13 protein-coding genes are annotated in these 16,448 nt (G+C 69.5%); all 13 read right to left on the bottom strand.

Annotation, left to right across the window (positions count from 1 at the left end; genetic code table 11):
• Positions 1–34 precede the first annotated feature (34 nt).
• Positions 35–1,348: a type IVB secretion system protein IcmH/DotU gene (gene icmH, locus LCI23_RS03970; RefSeq protein WP_224944415.1), complete on the bottom strand. Its 1,314-nt coding sequence runs from the start codon at positions 1,346–1,348 to the stop codon at positions 35–37.
• 6 nt (positions 1,349–1,354) lie between these two features.
• Entirely contained in the window at positions 1,355–2,686 is a 1,332-nt protein-coding gene (gene tssK, locus LCI23_RS03965) for a type VI secretion system baseplate subunit TssK (protein WP_224944412.1), read from the bottom strand.
• A gap of 27 nt (positions 2,687–2,713) precedes the next feature.
• Positions 2,714–4,339: a type VI secretion system-associated FHA domain protein TagH gene (gene tagH / locus LCI23_RS03960; RefSeq protein WP_224944407.1), complete on the bottom strand. Its 1,626-nt coding sequence runs from the start codon at positions 4,337–4,339 to the stop codon at positions 2,714–2,716.
• 31 nt (positions 4,340–4,370) lie between these two features.
• Entirely contained in the window at positions 4,371–6,239 is a 1,869-nt protein-coding gene (locus LCI23_RS03955) for a type VI secretion system Vgr family protein (protein ID WP_224944392.1), read from the bottom strand.
• A gap of 13 nt (positions 6,240–6,252) precedes the next feature.
• On the bottom strand, positions 6,253–6,642 hold the full coding sequence (locus LCI23_RS03950) for a DUF4280 domain-containing protein (protein ID WP_224944389.1): 390 nt from the start codon (positions 6,640–6,642) through the stop codon (positions 6,253–6,255).
• A 108-nt stretch (positions 6,643–6,750) separates the two neighbouring features.
• Positions 6,751–9,465, bottom strand: coding sequence for a type VI secretion system ATPase TssH (gene tssH / locus LCI23_RS03945; protein ID WP_224944382.1), 2,715 nt, complete (start codon positions 9,463–9,465; stop codon positions 6,751–6,753).
• Positions 9,466–9,478: 13 nt separating this feature from the next.
• Complete coding sequence (gene tssG, locus LCI23_RS03940; protein WP_224944379.1) at positions 9,479–10,507, bottom strand: type VI secretion system baseplate subunit TssG; 1,029 nt, start codon at positions 10,505–10,507, stop codon at positions 9,479–9,481.
• Complete coding sequence (gene tssF, locus LCI23_RS03935) at positions 10,492–12,360, bottom strand: type VI secretion system baseplate subunit TssF (protein ID WP_224944376.1); 1,869 nt, start codon at positions 12,358–12,360, stop codon at positions 10,492–10,494. The genes tssG and tssF overlap by 16 nt, the downstream gene beginning before the upstream one ends.
• Entirely contained in the window at positions 12,357–12,869 is a 513-nt protein-coding gene (gene tssE / locus LCI23_RS03930; protein ID WP_224944374.1) for a type VI secretion system baseplate subunit TssE, read from the bottom strand. Before tssE ends, tssF begins: the two co-directional genes overlap by 4 nt.
• A complete protein-coding gene (locus LCI23_RS03925; RefSeq protein ID WP_224944372.1) occupies positions 12,862–13,683 on the bottom strand; it encodes a type VI secretion system accessory protein TagJ in 822 nt (273 codons plus the stop codon). Before LCI23_RS03925 ends, tssE begins: the two co-directional genes overlap by 8 nt.
• 95 nt (positions 13,684–13,778) lie before the next feature.
• The gene (locus tag LCI23_RS03920; protein WP_224944370.1) at positions 13,779–14,276 is read right to left on the bottom strand and encodes a type VI secretion system tube protein Hcp; all 498 of its coding nucleotides are present in this window, start codon (positions 14,274–14,276) and stop codon (positions 13,779–13,781) included.
• A 98-nt stretch (positions 14,277–14,374) separates the two neighbouring features.
• Entirely contained in the window at positions 14,375–15,862 is a 1,488-nt protein-coding gene (tssC, locus tag LCI23_RS03915; protein ID WP_224944369.1) for a type VI secretion system contractile sheath large subunit, read from the bottom strand.
• A 22-nt stretch (positions 15,863–15,884) separates the two neighbouring features.
• Complete coding sequence (gene tssB, locus LCI23_RS03910; RefSeq protein ID WP_224944368.1) at positions 15,885–16,385, bottom strand: type VI secretion system contractile sheath small subunit; 501 nt, start codon at positions 16,383–16,385, stop codon at positions 15,885–15,887.
• Positions 16,386–16,448: the final 63 nt, after the last annotated feature.

Raw genomic sequence — 16,448 nt, 5'->3', positions numbered from 1 at the left:
GTTGGAAAAGCGCATACCCTGCTAGGAAGCGCTGCTAGAAAGCGCCGCTTGGTGCCAGCACCACCACGTCGACCCGGCGGTTGCGCGCGCGCGCGGCCGGACTGTCGTTCGGCACCAGCGGCTCGGCCTCGCCGCGGCCTTCGACGCTGTAGCGCGCAGGCGGGCCAGCGCGCGCCGCCAGCATCGCCATCACGCTCTGCGCGCGTGCCTTGGACAGGTCGTAGTTCGACGGGAAGCGCGCCGACAGACCGGGGCGGGTGTTGTCGGTGTGGCCGACCACGACCACCTTCCCGGGCAGCGTCGCGAGGGCCTCGCCAATGCGCACCAAGAGGCCATGCAGGCGCGGGTTGACTTCGGCGCTGCCGGAATCGAACATGCCCTCGCCGCGCAGCGTGATGGTGGTGCGCCCGGCCGTCTCGTGCACCGTCACCAGGCCCTGCGCCACCTCGGGCGCCAGGAAGCCGGCGACGCGCGAGGGCGCGGGCGGCACCGCCGCCGGAGCCGGCACCGTCGCCTGCGGCTGGCGCAGCGCCGAGAGCTTGGCGAACACCGGGTCCGAACGGCGGTTCAGTGCGTTCGACGCAAGCAGATGGGCCGCCAGCAGCAGCACCCCGGCCAGCGCCGCCAGTACCCATACCGGCGTGCGCCGCAGCGGCGAAGCCTGGGGCGCGGCGGCCCCGCGCCAGTGCGGCGACAGGTCGGTCTCGGCCGGGCCGCGGTGCTGGCGGATCAGCTGCAGCAGGCGCTCGCGCAGCGTGGCAAGCTGGGCCTGGCCCTGGTCGGCCAGGCGGAAGCGCCCTTCCAGCCCAAGCGCCAGACACAGGTACATCAGTTCCAGCAGGTCGAGGTGGCGCACCGGGTCCTGGCTCAGGCGCTGCAGCACCAGGAAGAATTTCTCGCCGCCGAAGGCTTCGTTGTGGAAGGCCACCAGCAGGCTGCGCGAGCCCCACACCCCGCTGCCCCAGGCGGTGCCGGAAATCGCTTCGTCGAGCAGGGTGCACAGGGCGTAGCGCGCGGCCGCAACCGATTCGGCCGGCACGCCGGCGGCGCGCGCCTCGGACTCGAAGCGGCGCAGGGCCTGGGCCAGGCGTTCGCGCAGCTGGCCCAGGTCGGGCGGCTGGGCCATGTGGCGCAGCGGGACGACCAGGTCGAGCAGCGGATTGGCAGCCCGCACCAGGGGATTCAGGCCGCTGCCCGGCGGCGCCTCGTGCAGCGGCAGCGCACTGTCGACGGCCGGCGCGGGTGCCGAGCTGGCTGGCGCCGGCGCTGGGCGGCGTCCTCCAGGATTCAGCACCAGCATGGTGGCGTCGCCATCCGGCGCCGGCTTGGGAGTCCCCTGGGTGTCCATGCGCGCTTACCTCCTGATGGCCCAGAACTGCATCTGCAGTCCGGGGAAGTCGCCGGCCACATGCATCGCGAAGCCGGCCGACTGGTGCAGATGCTGGAAATATTCGCTGCCGCCGTCGAGTTCGAAATAGGTATAGCCAGCATAGAACGGCAGCTGGCGCGGCGCCACCGGCAGCGGGCGCAGGCCGATGCCCGGCAGCTGCAGGTTGACCAGGTCGCGAATCTTCTCCACCGAGCCGATCTTCACCTGGGCCGGGAACGCGCCGCGCAGCGCTTCCGGCGGCAGGTGGGCATTCACCGCCAGCACGAACGTGGCCGAGCGCAGCAGCTCGCGGTCGGGCACCACCGCCACCCGGATGCCGAACTGGCGCTCTTCCAGCGCGATCGGCACCGCGTGCGTGTCCATCACCGTCGACAGCGCGCGCCGCAGGTCGGCGATCACCGGCGCGAAACTGTCGGCCAGCGCGTCGTGCCGGTACACCGGGTAGCTGGCCGCGCGCTTGCCCGGATCCGTAAACGTGGCCAGCTCGCCGGCCAGCGCGGCCAGGGTGGCGTACAGGGTTTCCGGATGCACGCCGCTGGCCGTGGCCAGATGGGCCGCGAGCGGCTCGGCGCGGTTGATCAGCTGCAGCAGGAGAAAGTCCGCGATCTCGGCCGCCCCGGCCGCTCCCGGCTGCGACAGGCGGCCGGCCAGCAGGTCGCCGCGCGCGTGCAGCAGGCCGACCAGCTCGTCGGCAAACGCGGCCAGGCGCGGCGCCACCCGGTAGTCGAGACAGGGCGGGCTGTAGTCGGGGTCGAGCACCAGGCGGTCGTCGGCCCGGCGCTCGACCACGCGCGCCACGCCCATGGTGGCGTAGGCGTTCGCTACCTCCGGCGCCGGCGCCAGGCGCAGGCGCAGCTTGCCGACCTGGAGCAGCGCGCTGTTGTCGAGACCATTGCTGTCCCAGGCCTCGTAGTCCTCGGTGCGGTGGCGCGCGAAGTTGTCCGGCCCCGCGCCATCCCCCACTTCCGCGATGCCGTGGCGGCGCAGCGGCAGCGCCAGCACCACCATCAGGTTGCGTGCATCGGACGCCACGTCCAGCGGCAGCGGCAGGTCGTCATCGGCCGGCAGCGCGAACGGGGTGCCGTCGGGCAGCACGCCGCTGCAGGCGCGCAGGGCGATCTTGCCGAGCGCGAGCTGGTGCTCGTCGATCTTCAGCTCGGAAAATCCCCAGCTGTAGGGACGCAGGCCGGCGACCCGGCTTTCGAGCTGGCTTTGCCAGTAGCGGTCGTGCTGCTGAAGGTGCTGCGGCTGCAGCAGCATGCCTTCGGACCAGACCACCTTGTTCTTCCACGCCATGTTGCTCCTTCGGGTAATGGGCGCGTGCTAGCGCCTGGCCTGGCGCAGGCGTTCCACCTGCTCCTCGTACGCTTCCGAAAACTTTTCGCCATACAGGCGCTGCAGGTCGTCCTCGGCCTCGCGCGCGATCTCGCCGTACAGTTCCACCAGCCGGTCCCACATCCTGGCCTTGCGGCTGGAGGCCAGCAGCCTGTCCAATACCTTCGGCTCCGCCAGGCGCGCCTCGATGCTGGCCGGATCGAAGCGGTGCAGCACGGCCGCCAGCGCCGCGCGCATGCCGGCGATCACCGCCAGCTCGTGCGCGCGCAGGTCGTCGAAGGCGCCCGCCACCGCCTCCACCGGCTCCAGGTAGCCGCTCATCGACCCGGTCAGCATCTGGGTCAGCGCCCCTTCGGCATGGGGGAAGAACTTGAGCGGATTGTTGGCGCGCACCGACAGCATGGTCATGTCGATCCGGCTCTCCTTCTTGGTGAGCGCGCGCGCCATCAGCACGTCGATGGTGCCGGCGGTGGCTTCGCGCAGCATGGCGCCCACGGTCTCGGCCACCTCGGTGGCGGGACGCTGCAGCTGCAGCCCCGGCAGGCCGAGGCCGCGCAGCAGCGCGGCCAGCACGGCGTCGGCGGAGGCGTCGGCCGTGTCCAGTGCTGCGGGTGCTGCGGGAGCGGCGCGAACGGCGGGAACGGCAGGAGGCGAGTCGGACAGCGCGTGCGGCGCATCGTGCCCGGGTTCGGATTCCCCAGCAGGCTGGCTGGCTGCCATTGCCGCCGGCGCCGGCGGCGCTACGGCGTCCGGTGCCGGATCGCATGGCGGCACGACAGGGAGCTCGGGACTATCCGCCGGCGGCGGCTGCGCCAGCGGTGGCTCAGACGGTGCACGCGGCGCGAGCAGGTCGGCCAGCGGATCGTAGTCGTCGGGAATGGCAAAGCCGCCACGCGGCATGCGCGGGACCAAGGGCACAGACGCGGCCATCGGCACCGGATCCCGTGCCTGTACCGGCACCGCATGTCCCAGCGCCGCCAGCTCGGGCGACACATGGTCGCTCTCGGCCGCACGCGCAGGCCTGCCTGGCGCCGGCGCCGGCGCAAACAGGTTCAGGCCCAGCGGATCATCGTGGCCGGCCAGCTGTTCCGGGGCGACGTCGAGCAGGCTGCCACCGGCCAGCGGGTCGAGGAACGCGGGTTCCGCCAACGCTGCCGCTGCCGCTGCCACGTGCACCGTTGGCGCCGGCACGGGTTCCAGTGGCGGCAGCGGCGCCCGCGGCGCCGGCGCCGGCGGCTCGAACAGCGGCAGCGCGGTGTCGTTGGGAGGGGCCGGGGCCAGGGCCGGCGTCTCGGGCATCGCTTCCAGCACCGCCTGCAGCAAGTAGTCGCCGATCTGCACCCGGTCGCCATGGGCCAGCGCCACCTGGCAGCCCTTGCCCAGCGGGCGGTCGTTGACGACGCTGGGGTTGCTGCCCAGGTCCTCGAGCACGAAGGCGCCGTCCTGCACGCCCACCCGCGCATGGATGCGCGAGATGTACTTGCTGGGGTCATCCAGTACCAGGGTGTTGTCGGGCGCGCGGCCGATCTGGCCGCCCTGGGCATCGAAGCGCACGGCCGGCGCGGGCGGTACCGGCTGGTGCCGATAGGTCAGGATTCTCAGGGTCAGCAGCATCGCATCCTTGCCTGTTCCGGTCCGGGTTCCATCAGTTGATCTTCACCAGCGCGCCGCCGATCGTGACCAGCGCGCCGGCCTTGAGCGTGGCATTCGCATCGGCGGCGACCTCGATCTCGGGCGACTTGATGGTGACCTTGGCCGCCTCGATCTTGATGCTGCTGGCGCCCACCTTCAGCTCGATCGAAGTGCCGGCTTCGATCACGATGGTAGTGCCGACCTTGACCGCCTGCTTGCCGTCGATGCCGACGGTCTGGTCGTTGCCGATGGTCAGCGCCTGGTCGTTCTTGATGTCGATCGTCTGGTTGCCCTGGTCCGCCTTCTCGAAGCCGACCTTCAGCGCGTCGTTGTTCTGCACCACCCGCAGGAAGTCGCGCTCGGCGTGCATGTACACCTCTTCCTCCCCCTTCTTGTCCTCGAAGCGCAGCTCGTTGAAGCCGCCGCCGCCTTTCGAGGACTGGCTCTTGACCGTCGCCCGGGTCTGGTGCTGCGGCAGTTCATAGGGCGGCATGGTGTCGGAGTTGTAGACGCAGCCGGTCACCAGCGGCCGGTCGGGGTCGCCCTCGAGGAAGCTGACCACCACTTCCATGCCGATGCGCGGCACCGCCATCGCGCCCCAGCCCTTCCCGGCCCAGCCCTGGGCCACCCGCACCCAGCACGAGCTATGCTCGTCGTCCTTACCCACGCGGTCCCAGTGGAACTGCACCTTGACGCGGCCGTACCGATCGGTCCAGATCTCTTCGCCCGCCTTGCCGACCACGATCGCCGTCTGCGGCCCGTGGACGCGCGGATGCGGCACGCTGGGAAGCGGCCGGTACGGATGCTGGTTGCCGATGGCGCCGATCCGGCAGGAGAACACGAAGCCGCCCCCACCGCTGGCGTAGGCGTTGCCAACGATCTCGTAGTGGGCCGAGGTGAGCAGGTAGGCGCGGTTCTGGTCCTCGCGCGGATGCTCGGCCAGCGTGAACAGGCCACCCGGATACAGGCCGCGCGCGTCGGTCGTCGCCTCGATCCGTTCGCACTGGCCGTGCAAGGACTCGATGCGGGCGCGCGCCCGCGCGCTGCCATCGGCCGCCGCCGTGTAGCCGCCGGGATAGTCGAACACCTCGTAGGAGGCCTGATCGAAGCCGGCGGCGATGTTCGCCGAGGCCAGCAGGCCGCCGCTGCGGCAGTTGCCGGTCTTCTCGAAATCGAAGTCCTGCAGCACCACCTTGCTGCTGGCGATCTCGCCGCCGGTGGACCATGCCGACACGCTCTCCTCGGCCCATTTCTCGCGGCGCGCGGCGCGCGCGAATTTCAGGCCGCCATAGCCGTCAATCGGAGCGTGCGCGCTGCCCGAATCGGCCAGCACCATCGTGTGCCGCTCCGCGCTATGCGTAAAGTAGAAATAGATGCCGGCGCCTTCCAGCAGGCGGCAGACGAAGTCGAAATCGGTCTCGCGGTACTGCACGCAGTACGGCAGTGGCGGATAGTCGCCGCTGAGCGCCGTCACCGACAGGCTGGCCGCGCCGCCATAGGCCGCGCACACCTGCTTGACGATGTCGGGCACGGTCATGTCCTGGAAGATGCGGCAGTCCGCGCTGCGCGTGAGCAGCCATGCCCAGGGGTGCACGGTGGCTTCGTAGCTGGCGAATTCACCGCGCCAGCCGGTGTTCGCGAAGCGGGTGACGATGCCGTTGAAGTGGCGCAGCTCGCCATGCTCGCTGGTGGCGACCGACACCGTCAGCGGCTTGCCCAGCACCGCGCCGATATCCAGGCTGGCGTCGCTCGAGAGCAGCTGCACGCTGAACTCGGACAGCCGGCCCAGGGCTTCCGTGCCGCGCATGCCGGCGAACAGCAGCACGTCGTCCCCGAGCCCGGTCCTGACGCTGACTTCGCGATTCGCCTGGATGGCATCCATGTCGGTGCGCCCGTCAAGGAATCATGCTGATGGCGGTGCCGGGGTGGATGAAGCTGATCACCCCACCCCAGTTGCAGAAGCACTTCGCCACGTTGTCGAGCGCCGGCATGCCGGCGATGAGGACCGTGGGCGCACCCGTCACCCACGGCGCAGCGGTGGCCGGCACGCAGGGCATGGGCGTGAGCGCCCCCATGGCGGCCGAGGTGGCGGAAGCCACCGCCGGGTTGGCGAGCGAGCTGCACATGCCGAAGGGGAGGATGTTGAGCATCGGCTTGTGGTCCATGATGTTGGCCGCGGGAGGACCTTCGCACAGCACCTTGTTGGTGGGCGGTACCACCAGCGAGGAAGGCGCCGCGCCGAAGCTGCAGCTCATCATCGCTCCCATCGACACCTGATTCGGCATGATCGTCTCCCCTGTGCCGTGCCGCATTTTGTTCATGAAGTATGGAGCAAGATCCCCAAGGCTGCAACGCCTTGCTGGCGGATGCAACAGCTCCGTCCCGCCGTGGTTTCAACCGAAGCGGTAGGCCAGCGCGCCGTCCTGCACATCGACCGCCACCGCGCTCACCGCCTCGCCCTGCATCATCCGGGTCAGGAATTCGCGGCTGATATCGGGCAGCATGGTATTGGTCAGGATCGCATCGATCATCCGACCACCCGATTCGCTCTCGGTGCAGCGCGACACCACCAGCTTCACCACCCCGTCGGTATAGGTGAAGGGGATCTTGTAGCGCGCCTCGACCCGCTTCTTGATGCGGTCGAGCTGCAGGCGCACGATGCGGCCCAGCATCTCGTCCGACAGCGGGTAATAGGGAATCGTCACCAGGCGTCCCAGCAGCGCCGGCGGGAACACCTTCAGCAGCGGCTCGCGCAGGGCCTTGGCCATGCCTTCCGGATCGGGCATCAGGTCCGGATCCCGGCACAGGCCCGCAATGAGTTCGGTGCCCGCGTTCGTGGTGAGGATGATCAGGGTGTTCTTGAAGTCGATGAAGCGCCCTTCCCCGTCTTCCATGAAGCCCTTGTCGAACACCTGGAAGAAGATCTCGTGCACGTCGGGATGGGCCTTTTCCACCTCGTCGAGCAGCACCACCGAATACGGCTTGCGCCGCACCGCCTCGGTCAGCACCCCGCCTTCGCCATAGCCGACGTAGCCCGGCGGCGCACCCTTCAGGGTGGACACCGTGTGCGCTTCCTGGTACTCGCTCATGTTGATCGTGATGAGGTTCTGCTCGCCCCCGTAGAGCGCTTCGGCCAGCGCCAGCGCGGTCTCGGTCTTGCCCACGCCCGAGGTGCCGGCGAGCATGAACACCCCGACCGGCTTGCCCGGGTTGTCCAGCCCCGCGCGCGACGTCTGGATGCGCTTGGCGATCATTTCCATCGCGTGGTCCTGGCCGATCACGCGCTCGGCCAGCGTGGCGGCGATGTTGAGGATGGTCTCCATCTCGTTCTTCGCCATGCGCCCGACCGGAATCCCGGTCCAGTCACCGACCACCGCGGCCACCGCCTGGTAGTCGACCGTGGGCAGGATCAGCGGGTGCTCGCCCTGCAGCGCGGCCAGCTCGGCCTGCACGCCGCGCAGCTCGTCGAGCAGGCCGGAACGTCCTTCCGGCGCCAGTGGCGCATCCGCCTGCGCCGCGCTTTCCAGCCGGCTGCCGGTGCCTTCCACCGGCTGGCCAACCTCGCGCAGCCGGGCGCGCAGGGCCAGCAGACGGTCGACCAGGGCGCGTTCGCCGTTCCAGCGTTCTTCCAGCGCAGCCAGGCGCGTGCGCTCCTCGCCCAGCAGGTCGTTGGCGTCGGCCGCGCGCCTGGCCGTCTCGATCCCGATCGCTTCCTCGCGTCGGATGATGGCCAGCTCGGTTTCCAGCGCCTCGATGCGCCTGCGGCTGTCGTCGACCTCCGGCGGCGTGGCGTGCAGGCTCACCGCCACCCGCGCGCAGGCGGTGTCGATCAGGCTGACCGCCTTGTCGGGCAGCTGGCGCGCCGGGATGTAGCGGTGGCTCAGCCTGACCGCCGCTTCCAGCGCTTCGTCCAGGATCTGCACCTTGTGGTGGCGTTCCATGGTGGAGGCCAGGCCGCGCATCATCAGGATCGCGCGCTCCTCGCCCGGCTCGTCGACCTGGATCGACTGGAAGCGCCGGGTCAGGGCCGGGTCCTTCTCGATGTGCTTCTTGTACTCGGCGAAGGTGGTGGCGCCGATGGTGCGCAGGGTGCCGCGCGCCAGCGCGGGTTTCAGCAGGTTGGCGGCGTCGCCGGTGCCGGCCGCGCCGCCTGCGCCGACCAGCGTGTGGGTCTCGTCGATGAACAGGATGATCGGGCGGCTGGCGGCCTGCACCTCGTCGATCACCGAGCGCAGGCGCTGTTCGAACTCGCCCTTCATGCTGGCACCGGCCTGCAGCAGGCCGACGTCGAGCGTGCGCAGCTCGACCTCCTTCAGGGAGGGCGGCACGTCGCCGCGCGCGATGCGCTGGGCGAAGCCTTCGACCACCGCCGTCTTGCCGACGCCGGCCTCGCCAATCATGATCGGGTTGTTCTGGCGTCGCCGCATCAGGATGTCGACCATCTGCCGGATCTCGTCGTCGCGTCCCACGATCGGATCCATCTTCCCTTCCCGGGCCTGCGCCGTGAGGTCGACCGTGAATTTCTTGAGCGCTTCCTGCTTGCCCATCGCGGCCGGGGCGATGGCGCCCGACGCCTCGCCCGGCGCCGCCGCGGCGCCGCCGGTGTAGCCGTCGGTGGCGCCCATCTGCGCTTCCGGCGACGCCGCCAGCAGCTGCGCGAAACTGTCGCCCAGCTGCTCTGCCTTGATGCGCTCGAACTGCTTCGACAGGCCATACAGGGCGTTGCGTAGGGAACTGGTCTTGAGCATGCCGACCACCAGGTGGCCCGAGCGCACCGCCGACTCGCCGAACAGCAGGGTGCCATACACCCAGGCCCGCTCGACCGCCTCCTCGACCTGCGAGGACAGGTCGGTGACCGAGCTCGCGCCGCGCGGCAGGCGGTCGAGCGCGGCGGTGAAGTCGCGCGCCAGGACCGCGCCATCGAGTTCGTAGTGCTTGATGATGCGCAGCAGGTCGGAATCGGGCAGCTGCAGGATCTGGTGCAGCCAGTGCACCAGCTCGACGTAGGGATTCCCGCGCAGCTTGCAGAACACGGTACTGCTTTCGATCGCCCGGTAGCACAGGCCGTTCAACTTGCCGAACAATGCGACGCGGCTGATGTCCGCCATGATCTTCCCCTGTCTAGTGTCGTGATTCGATGCCGGCGCGGCCGATGCGCATGCCGTCCAGCGCGCCCGCGGCCGGAGTGCTGGCCAGCCAGCTGCTCCAGCCGAGCCGGGTCGGCCCGCCCAGGCGCAGCGGCGGGCGCCCGTCCCGCTCCAGGACCAGGCGCACTTCCCAGTCGAGCGCCAGGCCACAATAGCTGCGCACCCAGGCCAGCAGGCGCCGCAGGCTGTCCCCGCCGGGCATGAAGCGCTGGTAGTCCTCGTAGCCGAGCGGCCCGAGCACGATGCGGAACTTGTTCTGGCAATCCCACACCTTGCGCCCGAGGACCAGCGAGCCGCCCAACCGGTTGACCTCGCCGGCGGTGCCGGCCCCGATGCGGCTCTGCACCTCCTCCGGCAGCGCCATCCAGTGCCCGACGAACTGCTCGATGCGCAGCGGCAGCCCGAAGTAGGCGCGCAGGATGCAGGCCAGGCCGGCGGCCGGGCGCACGCGCCTGGCCAGCAGGCCGGCGAAATGTAGCTTGGCGAAGTCGCCAATGGCGTCGCGCTCGCGCAGGGCCGGGCTGCCGATGCCGAACAGGCTGCCGACGAACACCGAGAACCGGTCGCCGTCCGGACCCGCGCGGTCCAGGCTGACCACCGGCTCGGCGCTGGCGCGCGCGCGGTAGAACAGCGACAGCAGCCGGTGGTGGAACACATCGAGAAAGGCCAGCAGGGTCGGGTCACCGCCCTGGCGCAGGCGGTCGCGCACGTATTCGGTCAGGTGCAGCGGCAGCGGACCGTTGGCGCCCAGCAGGCCGAAGAAGTTCACCGCCAGGCGCGCGCGCGCATCGGGGCCGCTCTTCAGGAATTGCCCGAGGGCGGCCGGGTGGAAGCACAGCGACGGGTCCTGGCCGAGGCGCAGCGCATCGTCGCGCGGGCGCAGCGAGCTGCCGATGCGCGGCAGCTGCGGATGCGCGTTCTCGACCAGGCGCAGAACCTGGAAGAAATCCATGCGGGCGGACCTTGCTTCGAGCTCGGCCTCGAGCGCTACAGGATCGCGCATGCCCCTCCCCTGGCCGGCCAGCGCATGATGGGACCGCGCGCCAGCGACCTGACCACCGTCTCGGTGAAGGCGTTGATCGACACGTATTCGGCGAAGAACTCGGACAGCACGGCGCCCAGCAGGAATGCGTTGCTGCCCTCGAAGGCGGCGTCGTCGAAGAGCAGGCTGATTTCGATCCCGCGGCCGAAGGTGATCGGCCCGGGAGAGGGCATGCGGCGCGTGACCGCTTTCGCGCTCACCGAGCGCAGGCCCTCGACCTGGCGCTGGCCGTGCAGGTCGGCCGGGGCGCAATACAGGGCCAGCAGCTCGCGCAGGGCCACCGCGCCCTGCTCGGCATCGGTGTCGAGCAGCGACAGGTAGTTCAGCGACAGGTGGTTCAGCAGGCGCCAGGTGGCGCTGCCCTCGGCGAAGGAAGGCAGCGGCTGGCTCGGTCCGGCCACGCAGCGCACGGCGCTCACCGGGGCGCCGGAATCGAGGATGAAGTCGGTCTTGCCGGTCCCGATCGGCATCGCCAGCGGCAGGTCGCGGTTGGTGCACAGCACGCCCAGCCCGAGCTGGCGCAGCGCGCTGGAGTAAGGCGCCTGGGCCGCATCCACGATCGCGACGAAGGTCTCGCTGCCGACGTAGCTCGAGCGCGGACCGTCGCGCCGCTGGCGCTGGGACAGCATGCGCGGCTCGCGCCGCACCTGGAAATAGGCCTGGGCGGCATCGCCGCCGGCCAGGTCGCGCGCCGTGTAGAAGGGCCGGAAGCCCTGCTCGGCCTCCGGCCCGCTGCCATAGCCGGTGACCGATTCGACGCTGTACACCTCGTAGTCGAGCGGGCGGGTGCGGTCCACCAGCACGTGGTACTCGAACTGCTCGCCGGTCAGGTTGATGCGGTCGGCGCGGCGCTCGAACAGGTTGACCACCGGCGTGCAATGCAGCGCCAGGTGGCTGGCATCCAGGATCTTTTCGAGCTGGGCGTCACCCTCCCTGAGCAGGATGGTGATCTCCACTTCGCGCTCCGGACAGCGCCGCAACGCCGCCTGCAGCCCGCATAGGTCGACGAACTGGTAGCGCTGCGGGAAGGCGAAGTATTCCTGCAGCAGGCGGTAGCCGGCGAAGCTGCGGCGCGCGCCGGGCAGCAGCGCATCCTCGTCCTGGAAGCCGCGTGCGCGCAGCGCCGTCTTCGGCAGCAGCACGTGCCAGGCGGCTGGCCGCGCCACCGGCGTGACCAGCACCCCTTCGATCGCGCCCAGCAGCAGTTCGTAGATGCGCAGCGGCAGCGCATCGGCCCCGCGCAGGTGCAGGCCGAGGCAATCGAGCGGCAGGTCGCGAAAGGCTGGGCCACCCGTGCGCAGGCGCAGCCGGATCCCGGCCTTGGCCGCCGGCGGCAGCGGCACGCCCGCCTGCAGGCCCCCGATGGTGAAGAACCTGGCTTCGAGCAGTTCGACCGGCCACAGGGTCAGCGCATGGGCGCTGCGGTATTCGCAGGCGGTGTTGTCGCCCTTGCCCAGCACACTGCGCATGGCACTGCCGCGCGGCACCTGGAAACCCTTCTGCAGGGCCGGGTTGCCGAGGTCGGGCTGCAGCTGCACCACCGCCATCGAGGGCGTGGGCGCCAGGAACTGCGGATACACCAGCTCGGCCAGGTGCTGGGTGAAGCGGGGGAATTCGGCGTCGATCTTCATCTGCACCCGCGCGGCCAGGAAGCTGAAGCCCTCCAGCAGCCGCTCGACGTAAGGGTCGGCGCACTCGAAGCCGTCCAGGCCGAGGCGGCCGGCGATCTTCGGATAGGCCTGGGCGAACTCGCCGCCCATCTCGCGCAGGTGCTGCAGTTCCTGGCTGTAGTAACGCAGCATGCGCGGGTTCATGCGTGGCTCCTGGCGCCGCTCTCGACCAGGGTCACGGCGCCGCGTTCCAGGTCGAGCTCGGTCTTGAGATAGAGCCGCTCCGGATAGGGCTGGGCCCACATGTCGGCCTCGATCTCGAAACCGAGCTTGTTGTGCTCGACGCCGGCGTCGGCCAGCGCACGCACGCTCACGGTGCCGCGCACCAGGCGCGGCTCGAAGTCCCAGATCGCCTGGCGGATCGCGCGCTCCAGGCGCGGCAGGTTCAAGTTGGCGATCGAATTGCCCGACAGGTCCGGCACGCCGTAGTTGAGCACGGAGTTCGACAGGTGCGGCAGGCGCGGCGCATCCATGGACGACAGCAGGCAGGTGGTGTTGAGCAGCCAGGCCAGGTCGCGCAGCACGCCTTCGCGCAGGGTGCGCAGCGACAGCACGCGGCGTTCGCGCGGCTCGGCCTGGGTGCCGGGCTCCTCGTCGGTGAGGCGGTCCAGCAGCGAAGGCTGCAGCCGCTCCCTGGGCGCCAGTTCAGCCATGCTGCGCCACCTCGGCATTGTCGGTATCCGCGCCGTCCTCCAGAACGGCGTCGAAGGCGATGTCGCGCGCATCGAGCAGCGGATGGTCGCCGGCATCGCTGACGAACATGCGCTGGCCCAGCACTTCCTCGCCGCGCCATTCGGTGCGGCGCCCGAGCAGCAGGCCGTCGTCGCCGCTGGCGGCGGTGCCGCTGTAGCGCGCCGGCACCAGGCCGACGCTGCCGGCGCCATTGGCCCAGGTGAAGCTGGCCGGGCTCCAGACGGTGTCGCGCAGGTCGGCCGGCGCTTCGAAAGCGATGTGGCGGATGCGGCACAGGGGAATCCAGAAATAGCGGCCGTCGACGATCGCTTCCAGCACCGGGCCGAGGCGCAGGTCGGCGTCGGCCAGCCAGGCGAAGCGTGTGCCGTCGATGCTGCCCGCCGAAGCGGGGGCCGCGTCCAGGGCCTGGGCACGCGCATCGGCGGCGCGCGCCGGGTCGGACGCATCGTGCTTCAGCGCCTCGATCAGCTGCGCCAGCCAGGGCTGGGGTTCGCCGAACACCAGCGGCACGCGCAGGCCGGCGAAGATGTCGGCGCGCAGCGCCTCGCACTGGATCGCCGCCCGGTAGGTCTGCACCATCGGCAGGGTAGCGGCATCGAGTTCGCCGGCGACATTGAGCTGGGCCAGGGCGCGCGGCCACTGCCCCATCACGGCCAGCAGCTGGAACAGGAATACGCGCAGCTTCGCGTTCGCGGCATCCTTGCGGACCGCGTCCTGCAGCGCGGCCAGCGCGGCGCCGAGATCCCCTTCACGGACAAGCTGTTGCGCAAGCATTCGAACCTCCCGGCCGCGACGCGGCCCATGGTGAATGGTGCTGGAGTCGCCGCGCGCTCCGCCGCCTGCGGGCGCAGCGCGCGGAACCGGGCCGCTCAGGCCACGTTGCCGTGGTTCTCGGCGATGTTCCAGGTGAAGGTCTTGTCGCCCGCCACCGTGCCCTTGCTGTCCTGTGGCGTGTAGGCGAAGCTGACCTTGCCGAAGTTGAGGGTCACGTTTTCGGTGAGGCGGTCTTCGCCGCCACTGCCGCCGGTCGAGATCGAGGTCACCAGCACCTCCTCCATCGTGATCAGGATGTACTTGTGCTGGCCCTCGCCCGCCTTGCGTACCAAGAGCTCCGCCTTCTCGATGTGGCTGCCCTTGGCCAGGGCGTTCATCAGCGCGTTCGACGAGCTGTCGATGTACTTGGTGAAGGACAGGTCCTGGAAGTTGGCCTTGCCCGCGCCGCCGCCGCCGCCCGTGTGGGTGGTGCCCGACTGGCTCATGCCCCAGCTCCAGGCGAGGATATCGATGTCGCCCTTCGCGCCCTGTTCCTTGTCGCGCGACTCGCCCTTGATGGCGCCGCCCATATTGATGAACATATCTAATGCCATGTCACTCTCCGGTTATTGCCGGGCGCACGAAGGCCCGGCGTGGTTGCACACCCCTGCGCGGACGGCCCACCCGCCGCGCCCACTCGACAACAGGTAATTCAGGCCTTGGCCGACGGCAGCTTCGAGACCAGCCGCAGCGACACGGTCAGGCCCTCGAGCTGGTAGTGCGGCCGCAGGAAGAACTTGGACGTGTAGTAGCCCGGGTTGCCTTCGACTTCCTCCAGCACGACCTCGGCCGCCGCCAGCGGCTTCCTGGCCTTGGTCGATTCGCTCGAACTGGCCGGGTCGCCATCGACGTACTGCATGATCCACTTGGTCAGCCAGCGCTGCATCTCGTCCTTTTCCTTGAACGAGCCGAGCTTGTCGCGCACGATGCACTTCAGGTAGTGCGCAAAGCGCGTGGTGGCGAACAGGTAAGGCAGGCGCGCCGCCAGGTTGGCGTTGGCGGTGGCGTCCGGGTCGTCGTATTCGGCCGGCTTGTGCATCGACTGGGCGCCGATGAAGGCGGCGAAGTCGGTGTTCTTCTTGTGCACCAGCGGCATGAAGCCGTTGGCGGCCAGCTCGGCCTCGCGCCGGTCCGAGATCGCGATCTCGGTCGGGCACTGCATGTCGACGCCGCCGTCATCGGTGGGGAAGGAATGCACGGGCAGGCCCTCGACCGCGCCGCCCGACTCGATGCCGCGGATGCGCGAGCACCAGCCATATTCCTTGAACGAGCGGTTGATGTTGACCGCCATCGCGTAGGCGGCGTTGGCCCAGGTGTAGTTCCTGCTGCCCGCGGCCGAGGTGTCTTCCTCGAAGTCGAATTCCTCGACCGGATCGGTGCGCGCGCCGTAGGGCTGGCGCGCCAGGAAGCGCGGCATGGCCAGCGCCACGTAGCGCGCATCCTCGGACTCGCGGAAGGAACGCCAGGCGGCGTGCTCCGGGGTCTGGAAGATCTTGGTCAGGTCGCGCGGGTTGGCCAGCTCCTGCCACGATTCCATCAGCATCACCGAGGGCGCGGCGGCGGCGATGAAAGGCGCGTGCGCGGCCGCGGCCACCTTCGACATCGCGCTGAGCAGCTCGACGTCGGGCGCGCTGTTGTCGAAGTAGTAGTCGGCCACCAGCGCGCCATAGGGCTCGCCGCCGAACTGGCCGTATTCTTCCTCGTACATCTTCTTGAAGATCGGGCTCTGGTCCCAGGCCGTGCCCTTGAACTTCTTGAGGGTCTTGCCCAGTTCGTTCTTCGAAATGTTCAGCACCCGGATCTTGAGCATCTCGTCGGTCTCGGTATTGCTGACCAGGTAGTGCAGGCCGCGCCAGGCCGCCTCCACTTTCTGGAACTCGGGCGTGTGCAGGATCAGGTTGATCTGCTCGCTCAGCTTGCGGTCCAGCTCCGCGATCAATCCTTCGATCGTCGCCAGCACGTCGCCCGACACCACGTTGCTGCCCTGGAGGGCCTGCTCGGCCAAGGTGCGCACCGCGTTCTCGACCGATTCCCGGGCCTTGTCCGACTGCGGCTTGAATTCCTTCTGCAGCAGGCTGCCGAAATCGCTCAGTTCGGACCCGGCCTGGTCCCGCTCCATCACTTCCTGTAGTTCAGCCATCGTGTTCTCCCCGCTGTTCTGGTTATGCCTGCGGCTTGGGCGCCGAGGTCAGGGCCTGCATCAATGCCGGTTCCGCCAGCAGCCTGGCGATCAGGTCTTCGGCCCCGGTCTTGCCGTCCATGTAGGTCATCAGGTTGGACAGCTGGGTGCGCGCCTCGAGCAGCTTGTTGAGCGAGCCGACCTTGCGCGCCACCGCGGCCGGCGTGAAGTCGTCCATGCTCTCGAAGGTCATCTCGACCGCGAGATTGCCTTCGCCGGTGAGGGTGTTCGGCACCTGCACCGCGACGCGCGGCTTCATCGCCTTCAGGCGCTCGTCGAAATTGTCGACATCGATCTCGAGGAACTTGCGCTCGGCCACCGGCGCCAGCGGATCGGCCGGCTGCCCGGACAGGTCGGCCATCACCCCCATCACGAAAGGCAGCTGGATCTTCTTCTCCGCGCCGTATACCTCGACGTCGTATTCGATCTGCACGCGCGGCGCCCGGTTGCGCGCGATGAACTTCTGGCTACTCTCTTTACCCACGATTGACACCCCCCTGTGTGAACGGCACGTTGTTGTTGCTGCCCCGGCCCTGCAATACCCGTC

Origin of the sequence: Massilia sp. MS-15, assembly GCF_020176695.1 — a bacterium.
In the GTDB taxonomy this organism is placed as follows: Bacteria; Pseudomonadota; Gammaproteobacteria; order Burkholderiales; family Burkholderiaceae_D; genus Telluria; species Telluria hydrophila.
This window is presented reverse-complemented; position numbering and strand designations above follow the sequence as displayed.

What these genes read in the sequence shown, in the direction of transcription:
- LCI23_RS03920 (WP_224944370.1), bottom strand. Translation starts at nt 14,276, where the DNA reads ATGGCATTAGATATGTTCATCAATATGGGCGGCGCCATCAAGGGCGAG.
- tagH (WP_224944407.1), bottom strand. Translation starts at nt 4,339, where the DNA reads ATGCTGCTGACCCTGAGAATCCTGACCTATCGGCACCAGCCGGTACCG.
- LCI23_RS03925 (WP_224944372.1), bottom strand. Translation starts at nt 13,683, where the DNA reads ATGCTTGCGCAACAGCTTGTCCGTGAAGGGGATCTCGGCGCCGCGCTG.
- LCI23_RS03955 (WP_224944392.1), bottom strand. Translation starts at nt 6,239, where the DNA reads ATGGATGCCATCCAGGCGAATCGCGAAGTCAGCGTCAGGACCGGGCTC.
- tssF (WP_224944376.1), bottom strand. Translation starts at nt 12,360, where the DNA reads ATGAACCCGCGCATGCTGCGTTACTACAGCCAGGAACTGCAGCACCTG.
- tssG (WP_224944379.1), bottom strand. Translation starts at nt 10,507, where the DNA reads ATGCGCGATCCTGTAGCGCTCGAGGCCGAGCTCGAAGCAAGGTCCGCC.
- LCI23_RS03950 (WP_224944389.1), bottom strand. Translation starts at nt 6,642, where the DNA reads ATGCCGAATCAGGTGTCGATGGGAGCGATGATGAGCTGCAGCTTCGGC.
- icmH (WP_224944415.1), bottom strand. Translation starts at nt 1,348, where the DNA reads ATGGACACCCAGGGGACTCCCAAGCCGGCGCCGGATGGCGACGCCACC.
- tssC (WP_224944369.1), bottom strand. Translation starts at nt 15,862, where the DNA reads ATGGCTGAACTACAGGAAGTGATGGAGCGGGACCAGGCCGGGTCCGAA.
- tssK (WP_224944412.1), bottom strand. Translation starts at nt 2,686, where the DNA reads ATGGCGTGGAAGAACAAGGTGGTCTGGTCCGAAGGCATGCTGCTGCAG.
- tssE (WP_224944374.1), bottom strand. Translation starts at nt 12,869, where the DNA reads ATGGCTGAACTGGCGCCCAGGGAGCGGCTGCAGCCTTCGCTGCTGGAC.
- tssH (WP_224944382.1), bottom strand. Translation starts at nt 9,465, where the DNA reads ATGGCGGACATCAGCCGCGTCGCATTGTTCGGCAAGTTGAACGGCCTG.